The organism is Ulvibacter sp. 2305UL32-6, assembly GCF_058148545.1.
Window position 1 is genome coordinate 756,062 of record NZ_JBYVKA010000002.1, and the last position, 22,024, is coordinate 778,085.

19 protein-coding genes are annotated in these 22,024 nt (G+C 39.8%); 12 read left to right on the plus strand and 7 right to left on the minus strand.

Annotated features, from left to right (window positions below; genetic code table 11):
- Window positions 1-29: 29 nt before the first annotated feature.
- The 4 genes from ACY2RU_RS09355 to ACY2RU_RS09370 all read left to right on the plus strand — a co-directional run bounded on the left by ACY2RU_RS09355 (window position 30) and on the right by ACY2RU_RS09370 (window position 3,538).
- Entirely contained in the window at window positions 30-467 is a 438-nt protein-coding gene (locus tag ACY2RU_RS09355; protein WP_490138177.1) for a lipocalin family protein, read from the plus strand.
- Window positions 468-516: 49 nt separating this feature from the next.
- Window positions 517-819, plus strand: coding sequence for a DciA family protein (locus tag ACY2RU_RS09360; protein ID WP_490138178.1), 303 nt, complete (start codon window positions 517-519; stop codon window positions 817-819).
- 244 nt (window positions 820-1,063) lie between these two features.
- The gene (locus ACY2RU_RS09365; RefSeq protein ID WP_490138179.1) at window positions 1,064-2,650 is read left to right on the plus strand and encodes a T9SS type A sorting domain-containing protein; all 1,587 of its coding nucleotides are present in this window, start codon (window positions 1,064-1,066) and stop codon (window positions 2,648-2,650) included.
- 84 nt (window positions 2,651-2,734) lie between these two features.
- Window positions 2,735-3,538: a DUF6503 family protein gene (locus tag ACY2RU_RS09370; protein ID WP_490138180.1), complete on the plus strand. Its 804-nt coding sequence runs from the start codon at window positions 2,735-2,737 to the stop codon at window positions 3,536-3,538.
- A 13-nt stretch (window positions 3,539-3,551) separates the two neighbouring features.
- Here ACY2RU_RS09370 and ACY2RU_RS09375 read toward each other — a convergent pair whose 3' ends face one another.
- The 4 genes from ACY2RU_RS09375 to ACY2RU_RS09390 form a co-directional block, all read right to left on the minus strand.
- Complete coding sequence (locus ACY2RU_RS09375) at window positions 3,552-4,853, minus strand: APC family permease (RefSeq protein WP_490138181.1); 1,302 nt, start codon at window positions 4,851-4,853, stop codon at window positions 3,552-3,554.
- A gap of 20 nt (window positions 4,854-4,873) precedes the next feature.
- Window positions 4,874-6,169 carry an amidohydrolase family protein gene (locus ACY2RU_RS09380; protein ID WP_490138182.1) on the minus strand — a complete coding sequence of 432 codons (1,296 nt, stop codon included), beginning with the start codon at window positions 6,167-6,169 and terminating at the stop codon, window positions 4,874-4,876.
- A gap of 6 nt (window positions 6,170-6,175) precedes the next feature.
- Window positions 6,176-9,139 carry an amidohydrolase family protein gene (locus tag ACY2RU_RS09385; RefSeq protein ID WP_490138183.1) on the minus strand — a complete coding sequence of 988 codons (2,964 nt, stop codon included), beginning with the start codon at window positions 9,137-9,139 and terminating at the stop codon, window positions 6,176-6,178.
- 108 nt (window positions 9,140-9,247) lie between these two features.
- Window positions 9,248-10,330, minus strand: coding sequence for a DUF3810 domain-containing protein (locus ACY2RU_RS09390; RefSeq protein WP_490138184.1), 1,083 nt, complete (start codon window positions 10,328-10,330; stop codon window positions 9,248-9,250).
- 170 nt (window positions 10,331-10,500) lie between these two features.
- On the opposite strand from ACY2RU_RS09390, the gene ACY2RU_RS09395 reads away from it, so the two are divergent.
- Window positions 10,501-11,949: an aminoacyl-histidine dipeptidase gene (locus tag ACY2RU_RS09395; protein ID WP_490138185.1), complete on the plus strand. Its 1,449-nt coding sequence runs from the start codon at window positions 10,501-10,503 to the stop codon at window positions 11,947-11,949.
- Between the two features lie 87 nt (window positions 11,950-12,036).
- Window positions 12,037-12,534, plus strand: coding sequence for a peptidoglycan-binding protein LysM (lysM, locus tag ACY2RU_RS09400; protein ID WP_490138186.1), 498 nt, complete (start codon window positions 12,037-12,039; stop codon window positions 12,532-12,534).
- Between the two features lie 71 nt (window positions 12,535-12,605).
- Here lysM and ACY2RU_RS09405 read toward each other — a convergent pair whose 3' ends face one another.
- Genes ACY2RU_RS09405 through ACY2RU_RS09415 form a run of 3 tightly spaced genes read right to left on the minus strand, consistent with a single transcriptional unit; the run spans window position 12,606 to window position 15,293 of the window.
- Window positions 12,606-13,715, minus strand: coding sequence for a peptidylprolyl isomerase (locus ACY2RU_RS09405; protein ID WP_490138187.1), 1,110 nt, complete (start codon window positions 13,713-13,715; stop codon window positions 12,606-12,608).
- 11 nt (window positions 13,716-13,726) lie between these two features.
- Window positions 13,727-14,281 (minus strand): gliding motility-associated peptidyl-prolyl isomerase GldI, encoded by a 555-nt coding sequence (gldI, locus tag ACY2RU_RS09410; RefSeq protein ID WP_490138188.1) that lies wholly within the window; start codon window positions 14,279-14,281, stop codon window positions 13,727-13,729.
- Window positions 14,271-15,293 carry a DHH family phosphoesterase gene (locus tag ACY2RU_RS09415; RefSeq protein WP_490138189.1) on the minus strand — a complete coding sequence of 341 codons (1,023 nt, stop codon included), beginning with the start codon at window positions 15,291-15,293 and terminating at the stop codon, window positions 14,271-14,273. Before ACY2RU_RS09415 ends, gldI begins: the two co-directional genes overlap by 11 nt.
- Before the next feature lie 80 nt (window positions 15,294-15,373).
- On the opposite strand from ACY2RU_RS09415, the gene ACY2RU_RS09420 reads away from it, so the two are divergent.
- The 6 genes from ACY2RU_RS09420 (at window position 15,374) to ACY2RU_RS09445 (ending at window position 22,020) form a co-directional block, all read left to right on the plus strand.
- Window positions 15,374-16,432: an alkaline phosphatase D family protein gene (locus ACY2RU_RS09420; protein ID WP_490138190.1), complete on the plus strand. Its 1,059-nt coding sequence runs from the start codon at window positions 15,374-15,376 to the stop codon at window positions 16,430-16,432.
- A 107-nt stretch (window positions 16,433-16,539) separates the two neighbouring features.
- Entirely contained in the window at window positions 16,540-16,959 is a 420-nt protein-coding gene (locus ACY2RU_RS09425) for a nucleoside-diphosphate kinase (RefSeq protein WP_490138191.1), read from the plus strand.
- A gap of 117 nt (window positions 16,960-17,076) precedes the next feature.
- A complete protein-coding gene (locus ACY2RU_RS09430) occupies window positions 17,077-17,874 on the plus strand; it encodes a TrmH family RNA methyltransferase (protein WP_490138192.1) in 798 nt (265 codons plus the stop codon).
- A gap of 14 nt (window positions 17,875-17,888) precedes the next feature.
- Window positions 17,889-19,130, plus strand: coding sequence for a M48 family metallopeptidase (locus ACY2RU_RS09435; RefSeq protein WP_490138193.1), 1,242 nt, complete (start codon window positions 17,889-17,891; stop codon window positions 19,128-19,130).
- 190 nt (window positions 19,131-19,320) lie between these two features.
- Entirely contained in the window at window positions 19,321-21,525 is a 2,205-nt protein-coding gene (locus ACY2RU_RS09440) for a RelA/SpoT family protein (protein ID WP_490138194.1), read from the plus strand.
- A 24-nt stretch (window positions 21,526-21,549) separates the two neighbouring features.
- Window positions 21,550-22,020 (plus strand): Fur family transcriptional regulator, encoded by a 471-nt coding sequence (locus tag ACY2RU_RS09445; RefSeq protein WP_490138195.1) that lies wholly within the window; start codon window positions 21,550-21,552, stop codon window positions 22,018-22,020.
- Window positions 22,021-22,024: the final 4 nt, after the last annotated feature.

The window sequence follows — 22,024 nt, forward strand, 5'->3', positions numbered from 1 at the left end:
TTTGTGCTATTTAAAAAAGAATCTAAAACATGAATTTTAAAAAACATCCTTTCTTTTATTTCTTCGGAATTGCGCTGTTATTCTTAAATAGCTGTGAGCAACCCTACACCACGCCCAATGCGGAAGCGCTCAACGGCTATTGGGAAATAGAGAACGTAACCCTAGCTGATGGTTCTATCAAAGAATTTTCAATCAATTTGAACATCGATTTTATAGAAGTAAACAATATGGAAGGAGTGCGTACCAAAGTAGCGCCCCAACTCGATGGCTCTTACCTAAATTCTGGAAATACCGAACAATTTAACATCCGCATCGAAAATGACAGTCTTAATCTGTACTATAAAACGCCTTATGACACCTGGAAAGAGACCGTCCTTTTAGCAAAAGACAGTATTTTGGAAGTACTCAATAAAGACGGAAAAAGATATCGCTATAAAAGGTATTCGCCTTTAGTGATTGGAGAGTGATGAGTAAAAACGAAATAGTTAACTTTAAGCTTTAAACTGAAAACAAACAATGGCAAAAAAATTTCAACGCGACGGTCAGAACACCATAGGAGACGTATTGCAAAACTTTATCAAGGCCAATCGGCTAGATAAAGGTCTGGATCGCGTGGAGGTTAAAGACGCGTGGAATAGCGTTATGGGACAAGCCATTACAAAATATACAACAGCAATTTCGCTGGAGCGCAGCACGCTGTACGTTCAATTAAGCTCGTCTGTATTACGAGAGGAATTAAGCTATGGAAGCAACAAGATCATTCGTTTGCTAAATGATCACCTCGGAAAAGAGCTGATCAATAAGTTGGTGCTTCGCTAAAGGAATTTGCACGGTTCTTAAAAGCCTACAGCGGAAAAAATCACTAATTCTTCCGTTAGACTTTCTTTTGAGATCGTCCTTGAATTTTAATGCAATCACAAACGGAAAATCGCTTCACAAAGCCTATATCTGCGAACAAAGCAGCCTCGCTTCACATTTCCGAAGTAAAAAATAGACTGAATTTATGGCAAAACTCTTTAGAAAATCGTACTATTATAAAATTGATTAAAAAACCAAATAACCAATGAAATTATTTCGACTTTACCTGTTGGCGCTACTTCTTGCTCCTTTTGCTATCAATGCACAAGATTATGTGGCTCAAAACATCAGTTTTAATCCGCCGCACTCATACATACAAATAGGAACCGCTTTAAATGTTGACGACCGATTTTCTGAGGTCATTCCTTTAGGCTTCGATTTCGATTTCTACGGAAATACCTACAACTCGGTGGTCATTGGAACCAATGGCGTTTTGACCTTCGACCTCTCACAGGCAGATGGATTTTGTCCGTGGAATTTTGATACCGATATTCCGGATCAAAATTTTGAGATTCTCAATGCGATCTTTGGCGTCTATCATGATATGGATGTTAGCGCTAGTTTTGAGGCTGAAGTAAATTATGGGCAATATGGAACTGCACCAAGCCGACGCTTTGTAGTAAATTTCTTTAAAAATCCGCATTTTAGCGGAAATTGTAATAGTCAGGAAAGTACCATTCAAATAGTATTATCTGAAACTACCAACAATATTGAGGTCTATATGCAAGACAAGCCTGCTTGCGAACTCTGGAACGACGGAAATGCCATTCTAGGGATCATGAATGAAACTGGGCAGTTGGCAACCGTAGCTCCAGGTCGCAACACCAGTGATTCTCCTTGGATCACAGCCACCGAAGCATGGCGTTTTAGCGCTTTTCAAGGTACAAATGTAGAAGCATATAATACAACATATACAGTCTGCGACATGGGTAACGGCGGGTTTGAAGCTTTTAACCTCGACCTTATCATCCCAGACGTGATCGGAAACCAATCTAATGTTACAGCCACCTTTCACGAGACCTTTTTAGATGCAAATAACAACCTCAATCCACTTGCTACACCATATTTGAACACGAGCAATCCACAGACGATCTACGCACGTGTGGAAGACGCTGGTGGTTTATATGCCACGTCGGAAGTAACCCTGAGCGTGATCAATTGTATAGATAACGATAACGATGGTGTAGATACCGCTGCTGAAGATGTTAACGGCGATGGGAACCTCAACAATGACGATACCGATAATGACGGAATTCCTAACTATCTTGATAGTGATGACGACAACGACCGTGTTGACACAGCCCTCGAAATTACAGGTATTGGTGCTGGTGCCACTGGTGCTTATATTTTTATTGACACCGATGGCGATGGCATAGAAAATTACCTTGACAATGACGACGACGGCGATGGTGCGCTCTCTGCGCAAGAAGATTCGAATGAAAACGGAACTCCTCTCGACGATGACATTAACAATAACAACATTCCAGATTTTCTCGATCCAGAAGTCGTGGTAGTAGTCATTGTGGTGCTTGACACAGAAGATGTGCTGCAAACCGAACTCCAATTATTCCCGAACCCAGTTTCAAATATCTTGACGATTTCTGGAATTCAAAGTGCTTCGGAAATTTTAGTTGAAATGTATACTGTGAACGGACAAAAAGTCTTAGCGCGCTCGTTAGATTGTGCAAACGGAACCGCAGGGCTGAATATGGAACAACTTGACAACGGACTCTACTTCCTGCGAATTTCAGATGGAAATAGTACGGTGACCAAAAAGATCATTAAAAAATAAACGGCTTTTTCATAAAGGTTTCTAAAAAGCTCTCGACTATGTTGGGAGCTTTTATATTTTTACAATACTTAAAACGCCATCATCATGAAAAATATCCTATTGCTTGCCGCTTGTAGCCTCGTATTTATTTCCTGTAAAGACAATAAAAAGGAAGAGGAACTAGTCATCCATGACACGGTAGAAATTTCAGAAATGACTAAAAAGACCTATCCGAAAGAGATCGCTGCTATTTTTGAAGCCCACGGAGGACTCGCAACGTGGAAGGAAATGAATAATCTATGTTTTGAGATCGATGGAAGAAATGGTACCGAGGTACATTCTACGTCTTTAGGCAATCGAATGACGAAAATAGAAACAGACGCTTGGAGTATAGGTTACGACGGAAATGAGGTTTGGTTACTGAATAACAATCCGAAGAAGGCATATCAAGGAAACGCGCGATTTTATCACAATTTGATGTTTTATTTTTACTCCATGCCTTTTATCCTTAGCGATGACGGCATTCAGTATGAAAATGTACCCATGACTGAACTCGATGGTAAAAAATATGCCGGAATAAAAATAAGTTATAATGACGGCGTAGGTAACTCTTCTGACGATCAATATATTCTATACTACAACCCAGACAGCAACCAAATGGAATGGCTAGGCTATACGGTTACCTTCGGAAAAGAAAACAAAAGTGATGATTGGCATTTTATTAAATATGACCAATGGCAGTCTGTAAACGGACTCATGCTTCCGAAGAAACTAACATGGTATAATGTTGAAAACAACAAGCCTACCGACGAACGTAATGATTTGTTGTTCTCTAAAGTTACCGCTACAGAAACGATCATTCCAGACTCAGTATTCGCCAAGCCCGAAGGTGCCGTTGTTGTAGAGTAAACTTTTGTGCGCGCTATGGTTTGTTTGTCTCTACATCACGTCGGATGACTTTTTTGTAGAACCACTCCATTAAAAAGCAAAAAACAATGATCCCAAGCGCCACAATAACACCTGTTTTATTCTGTGGAAATTGTTGAATGATCAACGTACAAAAAGCTAAAAGACACAGCAGACTTGCTACGAGATGAATCCACTTTTTAGACGCTAGCTCGCTGTGTTTTTTAAAACCAATATAATTTACAATACAGAAGATCAATAAAAAACCAGCGCTTCCCGCAGTTGATATACTCTGTAAATTAAAAAGGTTGACTAAAGCAATAGATAATATTGCTGTAATGAGTAAACCTACTGGTTTGCCCCAAAACATATGACAAAAATATCTCGGTAGTTCGTCATCTTCAGCTATGTCATAATTAACTCTACCGCTTCCCAATATGGTTGCATTGATCGCAGAAAATGTAGAGATCAAAGCGGTGATCGTAATAATGGTAAAACCAATCCCGCCTAAGGTAGGCTCGGCTGCTTTGGCTAAAACATAATCTTTTGCATCTGCAATTTCAGAAAATGGCAATGCTCCTACCGTCACGATCGCGATCAGGATATAAAGCAGCACAACAAAACCCACAGCTCCAAAGTATGCCTTCTCTGTATTTTTCTCTCTGTTTTTTAAGTCTGAAATAGAATTGGCTATAAGCTCAAACCCTTCATAAGCAACAAAAATCACCATCCCTCCAGAAAGCAATAGCAACGGACTCTCCCAATTGCCAGGAGATAATTGCGACAGATTTTCTGGGTGAAGTGAAAACCCGTAAAAACCGATACCAATAAAAGCGATTAGAATAATTAGTTTAACCACAACCGCAACAGATTCTATTCCACTAACCAATTGAACGCTTAAATAATTTATAAGCAAGGCAAGCACAATGATCGCTGTCTGACAGATCTGCACATCAATTTCCTTATCACCAGTAATTGCAAACAACTCTGCGCCATACGAGCCAAATGCCGAAGCATAAAGCGCTAACATGACAATGTAACTTATCCAAAGTAAGTTGTTGATAGCGCCCGCAAAAATACCGTTTCCAAATTGCTGATGAACAAACCGAACAGTTCCTCCACTTTCAGGATATTTTTTAGAGAGTTTCGCATACGAATACGCAGTCAAAAGGGCGATAATACCTGCAAAAAGAAAAGCAACAGGTGTTCCTCCTTTAGCCAACGACACCGCAAGCCCAAGTACAGCAAAGATACCACCGCCAACCATGCCGCCAATACCGATGGAGATAGCGTCTTTAAGTCCGATCTTTTTACCCATTCCTATTCCTTAGGAAACATTTATTGTCCATTATACTTCTCAGAATACCGTTTCCAAAGTTCTGTTTGGTGTGTTTCTAGCGAGATGTTTCGACCATCGATAAAAGCATGTGTCAAAATATTGGTTCGCATATCTAGCGCATCTCCTTCAGAAACAAAGAGCGTCGCGCTTTTTCCTACTTCCAGCGTTCCGTAGTTCGCATCTATTCCTAAGATCTTTGCCGAATTTCCAGTGATCAATTGTAGTGCTTTCTCTTTGTCTAGGCCCTGCCCCACGACTTGCCCAGCGTAAAATGGTAAATTCCGTGTTTGAAAGTTAGACGCACTTGAATTTTGCAAGGCAACTGTGAGTCCGCCATCCATAAGTAATTTTGGCAACTTATACGGAAAATCATAATCGTCGTCATCGCGTTCTGGCGTATTATGTGTAAACTGAACTAATACAGAAACGCCTTGCGCCTTTAAAAAAGGAATTACTTTATACGCTTCATAACCACCAACAAGAACCACTTCCTTTGCTCCTGCTTCTTTTAAAGTTGTAACCGCGTCAATGATCTCTTTTTCACCATCTGCATAGACATAGGTCTTTTTTGACCCGTCAAATACACCTTGCATCGCTTTAAATCCTTCGTTAACCGATTTTTGACCGTTGCCGTTTCCGTAAGCTTTGGCATTTGCCATATAAGCTTTTAATTCGTCCAGTTGTTTTTGGTAGTCTTTATTAGGTTTCCAACCGCGTTCTTCGCCTACCCACCATCGTCCACGACGATAGCTACTTGGCCAGTCAACATGGATCCCATCATCCACTTTGATCGCCGCATCTTCCCAATTCCAGGCATCAAACTGTACAATAGAAGATGTTCCAGAGATACGTCCGCCTTTTGGAGCGATCTGTCCTAATAAAACGCCGTTAGGTCGCATAGACTCGATCACCTTACTTTCTGCGTTATAAGCAACAAGACTGCGAATATTTGGAATAAAATCTCCTATCTCTTCTTGGTCATCACTGGCACGTACTGCATTGACTTCGACCAATCCCAAGGTTTTTGCCGGAGCGATAAAACCTGGATAGATATGTTTTCCATTTGCATTGATTGTAGTTCCTTTGGCGGGTGTTTCAGGACCTCCCAATGCTGTAATGGTTCCGTTTTCAAATACGAGTGTCGCATTCTCAATAACACTTCCGTTTCCAATATGTGCCGTAGCACCTATAATAGTCATTGGCTGCTGTTGTTTTGCTGCCGGGGTTTGTTGTGCAAAACCATTCATTCCGAAGAAAAAGGCTGCAATTACAAAAATTTGTTTTACTGTCTTCATAGCTTCTTAGTTTATGGTTTCACATTCAAGATCACGTTTCATTTTTCGCTTGGGAGGTTTGGTTTTTCCGCCACCTTCTTTTTCAGAAAGCATCATCTTTATAAGCTTGTTTCGTTCAGCTGCGATTGCTGCGCGCTTTGCTTTGTCAGCTTCAAGGTCGAAGTAAGTCACACCTTCAATAATGGTCTTTTCAGCCTTCGCATATATAGATAACGGATGATCATTCCACAAAACAAGATCTGCATCTTTTCCTTCCTTGATACTTCCTACGCGCTCGTCTAAATGTAGAAGCTTTGCTGGGTTGATGGTGACCATTTTCCACGCTTCTTCCTCGCTCATACCACCATATTTGACCGTTTTGGCAGCTTCTTGATTTAATCTACGTGACATTTCATCGTCATCACTATTGATAGCTACCGTGATTCCTTCTTTTGCCATGATCGATGCATTATAAGGAATTGCATCATTCACTTCATATTTATATGCCCACCAATCACTAAAGGTAGAACCGCCAACACCGTGTTCTTTCATCTTATCGGCCACTTTATACCCTTCTAAAATATGCGTAAAGGTGTTTACTCGGAAATTGAACTGCTCTGCGACCTTCATCAACATATTAATTTCGCTCTGCACATAACTGTGACAGCTGATATATCGCTCGCCATTTAAAATTTCGGCGATAACCTCCATCTCTTCATCATAGCGGAACGGTTGCCCACTTTTCTTTTTCGCATCATACTCTTTTCCGCGGTTAAAGTAATTTACAAACAATTGCTCTACCCCCATTCGGGTCTGCGGAAATCGGCTAAAACTCTGCCAATTAGATTGCTTTACGTTTTCACCAAGGGCGAATTTTATGAACTTCGGACTATCATCATAGATCAAACCATCGGCGTCTTCGCCCCATTTCAGTTTAATAATAGCCGAACGTCCCCCAATAGGATTTGCCGAGCCATGCAAGATCTGGATTGATGTTACACCCCCTGCTAGATTGCGATAGATATTGACATCTTCAGGGTCTACAACATCTTCAATGGTAACTTCCGCAGAAGAATTATGTCCGCCCTCATTGATAGAAAGTGCAGCAATGTGCGAATGTTCATCAATGATACCTGCGGTTAAGTGCTTTCCTGTTGCATCAATGACCTTTGCTCCTCCAGCTGATAAGTTTTTGCCAACCTGCGCGATCTTTCCGTTTTTTACCAAAACATCTGTGTTTTGTAAAACTCCGGCGCTTTCACTCGTCCATACCGTAGCATTCTTAAAGAGCATGTTTTGTGCTTTCGGTTTGCTATTAAAGCCATACCCTACATTTGGATAGGTCAACGGTAATAGTTCGTGTTTTTCTTTTTCTTTTGAATCGTCTTTCTTTTCATCTTTTTTGGCGATACCGCGTTGATGTTGTGCATTAAACGACGTCTCCGCACCACTTGGCAAGATCATTCTTCCCGAAAACGACATATTATCTTTCGGAATAATAGCAGTCGTTCGGTAGACATCATTCGTATCAGGGTCTGTAAACGAAAGTGTGACCCAATTTCCCTCATAATCTAACTTCGATTTATATTCTTTATCGCCAATCTTTACGGTAGACGAGGGTTTTGAAGCACTTCCTGCGATCTCCACAGTAAAACTCTTTCCGCCAGCAGAAATACTGTAGTTACCACGGATATCTTTTTGGTCTTTATCATTGATGACATGCTTTGTTCCCTGCACCCAATTTTCGTATAAAGTAGTTTCTTCGTCAAAAATATCACCTGACGTGATCAAAAAATTGGCATAACGTCCATTTTCCAAAGAACCTATTTTATCGCTTTTCCCTAATAATTGCGCTGGCACCGTTGTAAGAGCTTCGAGTGCTTTGGTCTTATCATAACCATACGTAAATGCTTTCTTTAGGTTTTCTGTAAATTCTGAAGGTTTTTTCAACTTAAAAGTTGTTAAAGCAAAGGTGATATCTTTCTCACTCATTGCCTTTGGGTTCATGGGTGCCTGATTCCAAGTCCGCATATCTTCCAAGGTGATATAACTCGCCATATACGGATTAGTAACATCATAAGCCTCTGGAAAATCTAACGGAATAATAAATCGCGCATTGGTCGCTTTAATGCTCTCAATACGCTCATATTCATCACCACCGCCCACAATCACATAATTCACATTGAATTTATCTCCGATCTTGTCTGCGCGCATATCGTTGCCCTTGTCGCCTGCTTCAAAAAAAGAAGTGAGTTCGCGATTGGCAATTAAAGCTTCTAAAGAACGATCTTCGGTCTCTATATTCCCTTTGGCATACCAATCTGCATCCCAATACATTTGGCGTAAGAGCGCCATGGATCCCATAAGCGATCCTGGATACGACTGTTTACTGACAACGCTTTTTTCAAAAGAAAAATATTGACCCGACGCGTCATCAAGAATGCGTTGCGCATTTCCGTCTTCATCATTTAATGCAACCAAAACCCCGGTTCCGCGCGCAATACCATCCATAAGATGTGTATTTACCACGCCAAAACCTTCCTTTCTGAGGTCTTCAGCCGATTTCTTGTCGTATTCAAAAGACATGATCGCTTGTTGTTCTGATCGAATATGATCATTCCAATAAAAACCTTCGCGCGTTGCTTCGTATTGTGGCGATCTTCTGCTCCCTGATGGCCGTTTCGGCTTTTCAACGCCAAAATCGGTATACGAATCAATAAACGACGGATAGATGTGTTTTCCTTCAAGGTCGATAACCACAGCATTCTCAGGGATAGAAACCGATTTCCCTGAAGCGATTACCTTTCCATTTTGAATAAGTAATGTTCCCTTATTGATTTTGTTGGTTGGCGTCACATAAAGTGTTGCATTAGTAAACGCAGTGTAATTTTGGTTCTCTTCTTTTACGCCGTCGTTCTTTGGAAAATAATCTTGAGCGTAGATTCCGCAGGACACAAAAGAAAGTAACATGGTAACAAGCAATTTTTTCATACTAGATTGGTTTGGAAGTTTAAAGCATTAAATATAGACAATAATCTAGGTACTTAAAAGTTGCAAAATGCCAATTAACACTTAACCACCATAGAAAGATGAAGTATATTAGAAGGGTTTGTCTTCAAAATAATTCACCACCAAAGCTACCATATAACTGTAACTCATTATACCATCGCTTTGATTGCTAGCTTTTAGAAACTGATCCCAGAATGCCTTTGAGATATCTTCCAACGGATTTTGATAACTCTCCCAGAATTCACGCATCTCCCGGTAACTTTCCAAGATTCCCGGATGCACGGTAGCAATGAGACGGTCATACTCACTCATGTCGCGGCGCGCCAATTCATTAACACAATACCGAAGCGCAAAGATGTAACCGCTATATTGAATGAACGGATCGTCATTATTAATAGTAGCAAGGGTAGCAATAAAATTTGCTTCATTTTCGGCAGCATACCCAATTTGATGTGCCTGCTCATGACAACTCACCACAGGAAACTTATAGGTTTTTATCAATCTATTAACTTGGGCTTCGCCCGAAAAGGGATTGTAATACCCACTGTACCCCATATAGGTCAACCCCAGGCTCCAACCACTTTTCTTAATGCTTTTGGGTGAATATGCCAATGCTGGAAACTCCTGTTCTAAATTTTTATACCCGTTGACCGATCTTTTAAAAATCTCAGATTGTGTAAATGGAAGATCGATCTTGACACTATCTGCGTAGCCCAATGCATTATGCATCGTATTCGCCTTTGCAATGAGGCGTTCTGTTGTAGTGATGAGTTGTTCTGTAGTATAATCACGCTCTAAGTGGAGCGTTTTATGCAAAGGCTCTCGATAATAGTTAAATCCCCATAGCAGATGAAACACAAAATAAACAAGTGATAAGGTTGCAAGAATATCAAGCATAAAAGAAATTGGCTGCAACCAGAGTCTTCTACCGTTTTTATAGATCCAACGAAAGGCCAGCAAAACTATGCACAAATAAAAAACATCACCCAATGAGAAAGGCAACCATCCAAAAAGATAGCGACTCACCTTTGAAATAAGAGGATACAAGCCTTGACTGTAATACGTTTCTACAAAACCAGGGAAATTCTTCAAGATCTGAAGTCCCACGATCTGAAGCGGAAAAAGTAAAACTAAAACGAGACGGGATTTATTCTTTAAAAAAGATAGGTTCATTTGTGGGATCCATGGAAAATGATACGTTTCAGAATTACACCCCTAAAACGTTTTATAAAAGTAATAAATCCTTGTAACTTTACAGAGGAGATCTTTAATTGGTTATTCGTAAAAATCAAATCGCTAATTACAGTGCTTCAAACACCAAAATAAAAAGTAAAAGAAAAACTATGAACGAAAGTATTCGCAAGCTCGAACCAAAAGCCATCTGGAATAAATTTGCCGATCTCAATGCGGTGCCGCGCCCTTCAAAAAAGGAAGAGCGTGTTATTGCCTTTATGAAAGACTTCGGAAAAAAACTTGGCCTCGAAACTATAGAAGATGAAGTTGGAAATGTGATCATTCGAAAACCAGCCACAGCAGGTATGGAAGACCGTATGCGCATTGTAATGCAGTCGCATTTAGATATGGTGCATCAAAAAAATAATGACACCAACTTTAATTTTGACACTCAAGGCATTGAAATGTATGTTGATGGTGACTGGGTTCGTGCAAAAGGCACTACACTTGGCGCCGATAATGGCTTGGGCGTTGCAACCATCATGGCGATTCTAGAAAGTGATTCAATTGCGCACCCAGCTTTGGAAGCGCTTTTCACTATCGATGAAGAAACGGGAATGACTGGTGCCATGGGATTAAAAGGAGGTATTCTACAAGGCGATATTTTACTAAACCTCGATACCGAAGAAGATGACGAAATTGGTGTAGGCTGCGCGGGAGGTGTCGATATCACTGCCACCAGAAACTACAAAGAAGTTGATGCTCCTAAGGGCGAAACATTTACCATTAGCGTAAAAGGCCTGCAAGGCGGACATAGTGGGATGGATATTATTAAAGGTTTGGGCAATGCTAATAAACTGATGAATAGACTTCTCTACGCAACACAGAACCATATGCGGATTGCATCGGTTCATGGTGGAAGTCTTCGGAATGCAATTCCGCGTGAAAGTGAAGCAAAAGTGGTTGTAACCGATGTTGCTCTTTTTTCTTCGGAAATGGAACAAGCTAAAAAAGGAATTGTAGACGAATATAAATTATTAGAGGCCGATCTTGAGATCACTGCCGAACAAACTTCCGAAGAAATCAAAACGGTAATGGACGAAACGGCTCAGAAATTATTTCTTCAAGGCGTTTATGCTGCACATAATGGAGTGTACCGTATGAGTCCCGCAATTGAAGATCTCGTGGAGACCTCAAATAATATTGCAAAAATCACTGTTGAAAATGGTTCGCTTAAAATTGCGTGTTTGACGCGTTCTTCCGTAGAAAGTTCAAAAGATGATCTTGCAAATGCCTTAAAAGCAGCTTTTAATATGGCAGGATGTGACGTTTCTCTTGCGGGTGAGTATCCAGGTTGGGCTCCCAATATGGAGAGTCCTATTTTAAAAGTTTTAGATCAACTCTACGAAAAAATTAACGACAAAAAAGCGCATGTAGCTGCTTGTCATGCTGGATTGGAATGTGGGATCTTAGGGCAAAATTACCCTGAAATGGATATGATCTCCTTTGGCCCTACCATCAAGGGAGCACATTCACCTGATGAACGTGCTAGTATCTCTTCAACACAAAAGTATTGGACATTTGTATTAGAAATTTTAAAAAATATTCCAAAAAAATAATTTTTTACAAAAAAAGTAACAGTGGCTTACTATTTGCTTTACATCATTTGTAAGCTTAATATTCACCCTTAAAAACACAAACAAACAATGGGATTATTTACATTTATTAAAGATGCTGGTGCGAAAGTCTTCGGAATTGGCAAAACATCGACCGAAAAGAAAGCAGAAGCACACGCAAAAGAAGTAGCTCGCGAAGCTGCCGAAGACAGACAAGCCGAAAAACATTTGGCAGAAGTTATTAGTGACTTAGGCCTTGAAGTAGAAAATTTACAGATCGCTATTAACGATGATATAGCAACCGTAACTGGTATGGCTGGCGATCAAGCTACAAAAGAAAAGATCGTATTGGTTATTGGGAACTCTGTTGGTATTGCAGCAGTTGATGATAATATGACGGTAGAAATTCAGGAACCAGAAGCTATTTTTCATACCGTTGAACGCGGTGACAGTCTTAGTAAGATCGCAAAGAAGGTATACGGAGACGCTATGAAATATCCTGTGATCTTTGAAGCGAACAAGCCTATGCTTACGCATCCAGATCGTATTTATCCAGGACAGGTGCTTAGAATTCCAAATTTAGACTAGCACATTTTAAACCATATAAAAAGCCTCTTGTTTTTTCAAACAAGAGGCTTTTTTATTAGATCATATTTATACTATTCCGAAGCTAAACCTACTAGTTCTAATTCAAAAACTAGGTCTGAGTTTGCTGGAATCATTGGTGGATAACCACGTTCTCCGTACGCCAAATGTGAAGGAATATACACAATGGCTTTATCTCCAATAGACATTTTTAGCAAGGCCTCACGAAAACCAGGAATGAGTCTCGCATCTTTGCTATAATCTGTTTCTGTAGGGATATATTTGTTTGCTGCCAAACGTTGCTCATCTACATTTTCGTATTTCTCGGCAACGTCTAAACGGTTTGTGTCAAAAACAAAACCATTGCTTAAGTAACCTGCATAGTTCATTAATACCTTAGATCCTTCAGCAGGAACTTGCCCCTTACCTTTCTGTACCCAGTGAATTTCAACGCCAGAATCAAGTTTTTCAACTTCTTGTCGTTTCATTGTATGTTCTACCGCCGTTGCTATTCCTATTTGCTCAAGGCGCTTCCCTTTGGCCATTCGCTCTGTTTCCAAAATTTCCATTTCTTTTGAAAACGCAGGAACTTTTACGTTTCCTTTTCTAATAATATTCACCTCATTGATAACGACAGGTGTAACTGGCTTATCTCCTGGTTTTGACGTTTCAACTTCACCGATAGCATCTACAATTTCCTGCCCGATCACTACTTTTCCAAAAATAGTATGTTTTCCATCTAACCATGGAGTTTCCTTTAAGGTTACGAAAAACTGACTTCCATTGGTTTCCGGACCTGAGTTTGCCATTGACAAAATTCCTTTTTCAGTATGCTTTAATGAATCAACAAATTCATCTGGAAAACGATATCCAGGATTTCCACTTCCAGTACCTAGCGGGTCGCCCCCTTGAATCATAAAATCTTTGATAACACGATGGAAAGTGATACCATTAAAGAATTTTTTACCCTTATAGATTGAATCTACCATTTCATTGGTTCCTTCAGCAAGTGCCACAAAATTGGCAACCGTTAAGGGCGTAGCATCATTGTATAGCTCGGCAACAAAAGTTCCTTTACTTGTATTGAATTCGGCATAGACCCCTTGTCCTAAATCTGGGTACTTTGTTTGACATGAGCCTAAGCTCAGGGTTAATATTAAAACTGCAAATGCTAATTTTCTCATTGTTTTAAAGTTTAATTTTCTAATGATTGTTCAATTGATTTTAAAGTAACTGTACTCTGAATAGGAACATTGGTTCCTAATTTATTTTCAATACCGTAATACCCAAAGGCTTTATATGATGGAAGCAGAAAAGTAACACGCTCTCCTACTTTCATTAACTTAACACCATCGCGCAAGCCTGAAATTAGATCCTGATTACTTTGGTCGATCCGATACGCCTGAACTCCGTTTTCTTCCTCTGAAATAATGGAAGTTCCGTCTAATTTTTTAATATCGAATGTAAAAGTGATCTTGTCGCCATAATCGGGCATCTCTGTGGCTGTTGTATCTTTTGTGTTATAGAAGTACCAAAAGCCGCTATCTGAAGCAAAATACGGTGTGTCTGGATTAGCATCCATGATTTTTTTGATCTTTGCCGTTTCGGCCTCAAAGATCTTTTTGTTTCGCTCTACCGATTTATTAATAAAGGTTCCACTAGCCTGCTGCTCGGGTCTACGTGCCTCCGGACTCTTACATGAAAGAGCAACAAGACAAAAAAGAATCATTATAAAAGCATTACGCATCATGAGACAATTCATTTTTAAAGGAGCGTAATATACTAATAAATTCAGTAATGGTAGCATCTAAGGACTGAGTACTTCTTCCGCCCGCTGCATTGATATGGCCGCCCCCTTCATAGTGGTTTCGTGCAAATTCATTCACCGAAAAACTCCCTTTACTTCGGAAAGAGATCTTTACAATATTCTCTTGCCTATTTTCAATAAAGATCACTGCAAACTTGACCCCTTCTACGGAAAGCGCATAATTTACAAATCCTTCAGTATCACCTTTTCTGAAATTATGCTCATCCAGTTCAGCTTGCGAAAGCGTAATATAAGCGGTGTGATATTCCAGGAGAATGTTTAAATTTTTTAGCGCCACACCCAACAAACGCATACGGTCTGGGCTATTAGTGTCATAAATTTGTTCGTGAATCTGTGATCCGTTGGCACCCGCTTCCAGTAAATTTGCAATAACTCGATGCGTTGTAGCTGTAGTAGACGGAAAACGAAAAGATCCCGTATCGGTCATAATACCCATATATATTAAAGTGGCAATTTCCGAAGAAATTAAAGCCGAATCACCCAAAGCATCAATAAAATGATACACCATCTCACAGGTTGAACTCATACTTGTATCACTATACGTTGCCACGGCATAATCATCAGGTTGTTGGTGATGGTCGATCATGATGAATTTAGCCTCACTGGTCTCCAAATGCTGGGCTACATCACCCGTTCGGTTAAATGCATTAAAATCTAAAGTACATATTATATCGGCGTCTTTTATAACTTCTACACTTTGAGCGTGTTCTTTTTCATACGTTAGTAAGCTATCACAACCCGGAACCCATTTAAGGAATTTTGGAAAGTCATTTGGCATTACAACCTGTGCCTCGTGTCCTTTCATTTTTAAATAAAAGTAGAGTGCCAAACAAGAGCCAACGGCATCGCCATCAGGATTCTTATGACCAATAATTACAATTTTTTTAGGGTGTTCCAACAGTTGAGAAACTGTTGCAGTTATTTCAGCATTCATAGAGCGCGAAGATACAATTTATTAACGTTATAAAAGATACAGATTATGTACTTTTACCATTGAAACCAACAACTGTAACTATGAGAATATTTGTTTTGCTTCTTACCTTTATTAGCCTCTACGCTTGTAAAGAAAAGACAACTTCAGAAATGACAACGAGCGCCGAACCTAAGGAAACAACCCCAGCCTTTGCGTCAGATTTCACCATGGTTTTTGCAAGTTGCAACGACCAAAAACGCGAACAACCTTTATGGAACGAGATACGAAAACACAAACCAGAAGTTTTTATCTGGGGCGGCGACAATGTGTATTCCGATACCGATGATATGACCAAAATGAGAGCCGACTATAACATGGTTTCGGCAAATCCAGACTACGCGGCACTAGCCAATGAAACCCAAATTATTGGAACCTGGGATGATCATGATTACGGACTCAATGACGGGGGTGTTGAATGGGTAAAGAAAGATGAGGCAAAAGAAGTACTTCTCGACTTTTTAAACGTTCCCGCAACCGACTCGTTACGGCAACAAGAAGGATTATATCACGCAAAACTTTACAACACCACAAAAGGGAAGATCAAAGTTATATTGCTCGACACCCGATATTTTAGGTCTGAACTCAAAAAAAGTGATCGAGAAGGATGGCGCTATGAATCATGGAACGACGGTAAAAAACGTACCGTTCTAGGAGACAAACAATGGCAATGGCTAGAAAAAGAATTACAAGATGAAGGGGCTGATTTTAATGTGATAATATCGAGTATCCAAGTTCTAAATTACAATCATGGATGGGAAAAATGGAACAACTTCCCTGCTGAGGAAGAAAAATTGCTGCATATGATCAATAACGCTAAAGCACACAATATCATGATCCTATCTGGTGATCGTCATCAAGCGGAAATTTCGGTGATGAAAGACGAACAGCTAGGCTATCCGCTAGTCGATTTTACAAGTAGCGGACTTACACATGTATTCCCAGACGGCTTCACTGAAACTAATGAATATCGCGTGGGCGATGTCTATAAAGTACTCAATTTTGGTGTATTGCATTTCGACTTTGACACGAAGCAAGTTCAATTTGAAATTCGAGGAGTTGGAGATACATTATACAACACCTTTACACAACAATATCAGTAAGACACTAAAAACCGTATCATTTTTCAAGGATTTGAAGCGATAACTAACTGTTTCGTAACATCGGTTCGAAAAAAATAATGTAGTTTTGCACAAATTTTAAAAAAATCATGAGAACAGATAGAACATTTACAATGTTAAAGCCCGATAGTGTTGAAAAAGGACACATTGGCGCTATCCTAGAAAAAATTACAGCTTCAGGTTTTAGAATTGTAGCTTTAAAATTAACACAAATGACCACGGCAGATGCTCAGTCATTTTACGCTATCCACAATGAACGTCCGTTTTTTGGCGAATTGGTAGAGTATATGACACGCGGACCGATCGTTGCGGCTATTCTTGAAAAAGACAACGCTGTAGAAGATTTCCGTACGTTAATTGGTGCTACTAACCCAGCTGATGCTGCCGAAGGAACCATCCGTAAATTATATGCTGCCTCTATTGGAGAAAATGCAGTACACGGTAGTGATAGTGACGAAAACGCTGCAATTGAAGGCGCATTTCACTTTTCTGGAAGAGAGATGTTTTAATAAACAGACCCCTTAGTTATATAAAAAACCTCTCAGGGTCATCTTGAGAGGTTTTTTTTGATCGTTTCTGAATACTCCTACATCCTAAAATACGAGCTAAAAAACTACCTTTGCAGTATGCACAAGCAAATCTCCAGTCTTCAGAATCCTTTGATAAAGCAATGCATCGCTTTGCAAGAAAAGTCGCGAGAGCGCAAAAAATCAGGACTGTTCATCATTGAAGGTCAGCGGGAAATTGAACTTGCATTACAAGGCGGATATACAATTACAACCATCTTAATTTGTACTGAAATTACTTCGGAAGAAAGTATTACTGCGCTTCTCTCTTCGGAAGTTGAAATTATTGAGCTATCGCTTCAAGTATATCAAAAAGTGGCGTATAGAAGCACTACCGAAGGTATCATCGCCCTCGCTAAAACGAAGGCGCAAAAACTTCGTGATCTAAAGTTTCCGAAGAAAAACCCACTCATATTAGTTGCCGAAGCACCCGAAAAACCTGGAAATATTGGCGCACTTTTACGTACCGCAGACGCAGCAAATGTTGATGCAGTTATTATTGCCAATCCAAAAACAGATCTCTATAATCCAAACATCATACGGAGCAGCGTGGGATGCGTTTTTACGAATCAAATCGCCATAGGCAGCACAGCCGAGGTGATCGCATTTCTGAAAGAGCAGCAAATAAGCATCTATTGCGCCGCCTTACAGGCCTCAGTTCCATATAATAGCTGCGATTTTATACAGTCATCAGCCATTGTGGTTGGAACCGAAGCCACTGGATTAAGCGCAGAATGGCTAGATCAAAGTAATCAAAATATCATTATTCCGATGCAAGGCGTCATTGACAGCATGAATGTTTCGGTCGCCGCCGGAATTCTTATCTTTGAAGCCAAACGTCAGCGTAACTTCTCTTAATCGACGTTTCATTTATGACTCCAAACACGCTTTTTTATATAATTATCGCCGTTATTCTGCTCAGTTTTATTCTTGAAACCTATCTAGACGCGCTAAACGCCAAACATTTTAATGATCCATTACCCCTTGAGATAGCAGATGTATACGATACCGATGCTTACAAAAAATCACAGCATTACAAAAAGGAACGCTATCGCTTTGCATTATTTAGTTCACTCATTAGCCTGATTGCAACAATCTGTTTCTTCTTTTTTGACGGGTTTGCATATGTAGACGGGATTGCGCGATCTTTTTCTGAAAATAGTATCCTTGTCGCTTTGATCTTCTTCGGAATTATCATGCTAGCGAGTGATATTTTAAGCACACCTTTTGGATATTACAGCACCTTTGTAATAGAAGAAAAGTACGGTTTTAATAAAACCACAAGAGCTACCTTTATTTTAGACAAACTCAAAGGCTGGTTGATGTTAGCCGTTGTTGGTGGCGGTTTATTGGCTGCGATCATTTGGTTCTACGAACAAACAGAAAACACCTTTTGGCTTTATGCTTGGGGCTTAGTGACCGTTTTTACGGTCTTGACGAACTTATTTTACGCCCGACTCATTGTTCCTCTATTCAACAAGCAAACACCTTTAGAGGATGGTATGCTGCGCTCGAAGATAGAAACCTACGCAAAAAAAGTTGGATTTACGCTTGATAAGATCTTTGTGATCAATGGATCGAAACGAAGCACCAAAGCAAATGCTTATTTTTCTGGCTTCGGAAGTGAAAAACGCATTACTCTTTACGACACTTTGGTAAACGACCTTGAAGACGATGAGATCGTTGCAGTCTTAGCACACGAAGTAGGTCACTATAAAAAGCATCATGTCATTATTAATTTGATCGCCTCCATCCTGCTCACCGGATTTACCCTATGGCTGTTATCGTTATTTGTGGGAAGCGAGTTATTATCTCAAGCCTTGGGTGTAGCGCAACCCTCTTTTCACATAGGGCTAATTGCCTTTGGAGTGTTGTATAGTCCAATTTCAGAAGTAACGGGTCTTTTTATGAATTATCTCTCCCGTAAATTTGAATACCAAGCTGATAATTATGCAAAAAATACCTTTGCTGGTGAACCGCTAATAAACGCATTAAAAAAACTTTCAAAAAACAGTTTGAGTAATCTTACACCACACCCAGCTTATGTTTTTGCGCATTACTCGCATCCTACGCTATTGCAACGCTTCAAAAATTTGAGACGTAAAAATGATTGAAGTCAACCTCTTTTAGTTGTATGAGCTAGACGCATTGGTCATGAGACGAACTGCGCTATTTTTTAAATTCTCAGCTTCCAACATTGAAAGAATCGCCCGTTTTTTCCTTAGGAATTAGATGAAGACCAATTGCTAAGCATTGATAGCAAATAATCTTGCTTTATAAAAAGCAATGTTCTATTTTTAATCTATGACTGAAGCCGCCCTAGAGAAAGAAAAGAAACAGCTCACCAAAGAATATAAAGAACTGCTTAAAATTAGTTATAGAACGCTTTCTTCGGAAGACAAAAAACTAATTCGAAGTGCGTTTGATATCGCTGTGGACGCACATAAGGATCAGCGTAGAAAGTCTGGCGAAGCTTACGTTTTTCATCCAATTGCCGTAGCTAAGATCGTAGCTTCTGAAATTGGCTTAGACGCAACCTCCATTGCAGCTGCCTTACTTCACGATGTTGTTGAAGATACAGAATACACGCTTGCTGATATCGAACAGCTCTTTGGTGAAACCGTAGCGCGAATCGTTGACGGGCTTACCAAAATCTCTAAAATGCCTTATGATGGCGATGTTTCATTACAAGCAGAGAATTTCCGAAAAATGCTTCTTACGCTTAATGAGGACATTCGGGTGATCATCATCAAGATCGCCGATCGATTGCACAATATGCAAACAATGGATTCTATGCCGCCCGAAAAGCAAGTAAAGATCGCTTCGGAAACACTCTACATCTACGCGCCCATGGCGCATCGTATCGGGCTTTATAACATTAAAACCGAATTGGAAGATCTAGGGTTAAAATATACAGCTCCCGAAGTCTACGAAGATATTCATAGTAAGATCAAGGAAAGCAAAGAGGAACAAGATGCTTATATCGCAGCTTTTTCTAAAACTATTGAGGATTCGCTAAACGCAGAACACCTCAACTATGAAATTAAGGGACGACCAAAATCCATCTTTTCTATCCGTCGTAAAATGATCGCCCAGAATGTGAGTTTCGACGAGGTATACGACAAATTTGCGGTTAGAATCATATATAAAAGTGATAGAGAAAATGAAAAGTTTCTCGCCTGGAAAATTTACTCGATCGTTACAGATCATTTTAGACCAAACCCCATACGTTTACGCGATTGGATCTCCTCACCGAAATCTACAGGTTATGAAGCCCTACACATTACGGTAATGGGACCTAAAGGCCGCTGGGTAGAAGTACAGATTAGAAGCGAGCGAATGAACGAAATTGCCGAAAAAGGCTTTGCAGCACACTATAAATACAAACATAAGGATAGTGATGATGGCGGACTCGAAGATTGGCTCAACAAATTGCAAGACACTTTAGAGAATAGTGACATTAGCGCAGTTGATTTTGTTGAAGAATTTAAACTGAATTTGTATTCAAAAGAGATCTTTGTCTTTACACCTAAAGGAGATCTCTATTCGCTTCCAAAAGGTGCTACCGCCTTAGACTTTGCTTTTCATGTGCATACCGAAATTGGATATCATACACGAGGTACACGGGTCAACGGGAAATTAGTTCCACTAAGCCATGAGCTCAAAAGTGGCGATCAAGTTGAAATAATGACTTCGGAAAAGTCGAAACCTACTGCAAACTGGCTAGACTATGCAAATACTGGACGAGCACGATCAAAGATCAAATCGTCACTAAAAGAAGACAAAAAAGAAATTGCCAACGAAGGAAAAGAAATTCTAACCAGAAAACTTAAGTCCCTAAAGATCGCTCTTGATGAAAAAACCATCAATCAGCTCGTTCAATACTTTAAGGTAAAAACAAGTTTAGATCTGTTTTATCGCGTAGGCGCGGGTATCATTGACAATCAGAAATTAAAAGATTTTGCCGCTTCGAGAAGTAACGCTTTAATGAGTTTCTTCAAAAACCGGATGCGCAAGCCCTCAAATCCTTCCGAAGTAAACAGAGAAGAGATCACCGAAAAATTTGATCAACTCGTTTTTGGAAAGGAAGAAGAAAAACTTGACTATAAAATGGCCAATTGCTGTAACCCCATACCGGGGGATAACGTCTTTGGGTTCGTCACAGTAAATGAAGGGATCAAAGTTCATAAAGTGAATTGCCCCAATGCGGTTCAATTACAGAGCAATTACAGTTATCGGATCATGCCCGCCAAATGGATCGATTCTACCCAACGAGAATTTAAAGCACAGCTCAATATTACAGGAATTGACACTATTGGTCTTGTAAATGAAGTGACAAAAGTAGTGTCAAACAACCTGCTTATTGATATGAAAAGTGTTCATTTTGACAGTGACGATGGCGTCTTTTTAGGCAAGATCATCGTGGTGGTCAAAAACAAGACTATTCTTGATAACTTAGTGGAAAAGATTAAAAAAATAAACGGTATTGATAAAGTCACACGCATTTAATTTAAGTAACTTTACCGCTCTGTTATGAGTTCGAAAACCGACACAAACAACCAAGCTATCGTCAAGAATGTTTTTACTGCATTCTTGGAAAAGAACGGACACCGAAAAACCCCCGAACGATACGCTATACTTCAAGAAATTTATGATCAAACAGTGCATTTCGATATAGAATCGCTCTACATAAATATGAAGAATAAAAATTACCGCGTAAGCAGGGCTACACTCTATAACACCATCGAATTACTGCTCGATTGCGGTCTGGTTAGAAAACACCAATTTGGTCAAAATCAAGCTCACTACGAAAAGTCGTATTTCGATAAACAACACGATCACGTGATCCTCTCTAATGGCGATGTCATTGAATTCTGCGATCCACGTATACAATCGATCAAAAAAACCATCGAAGAGGTCTTCGATATTGAAATTACAAACCACTCTCTTTATTTCTACGGAAATAAAAAAGACAGCGCAAATAACAGCGACACCAATTCTTAAATAT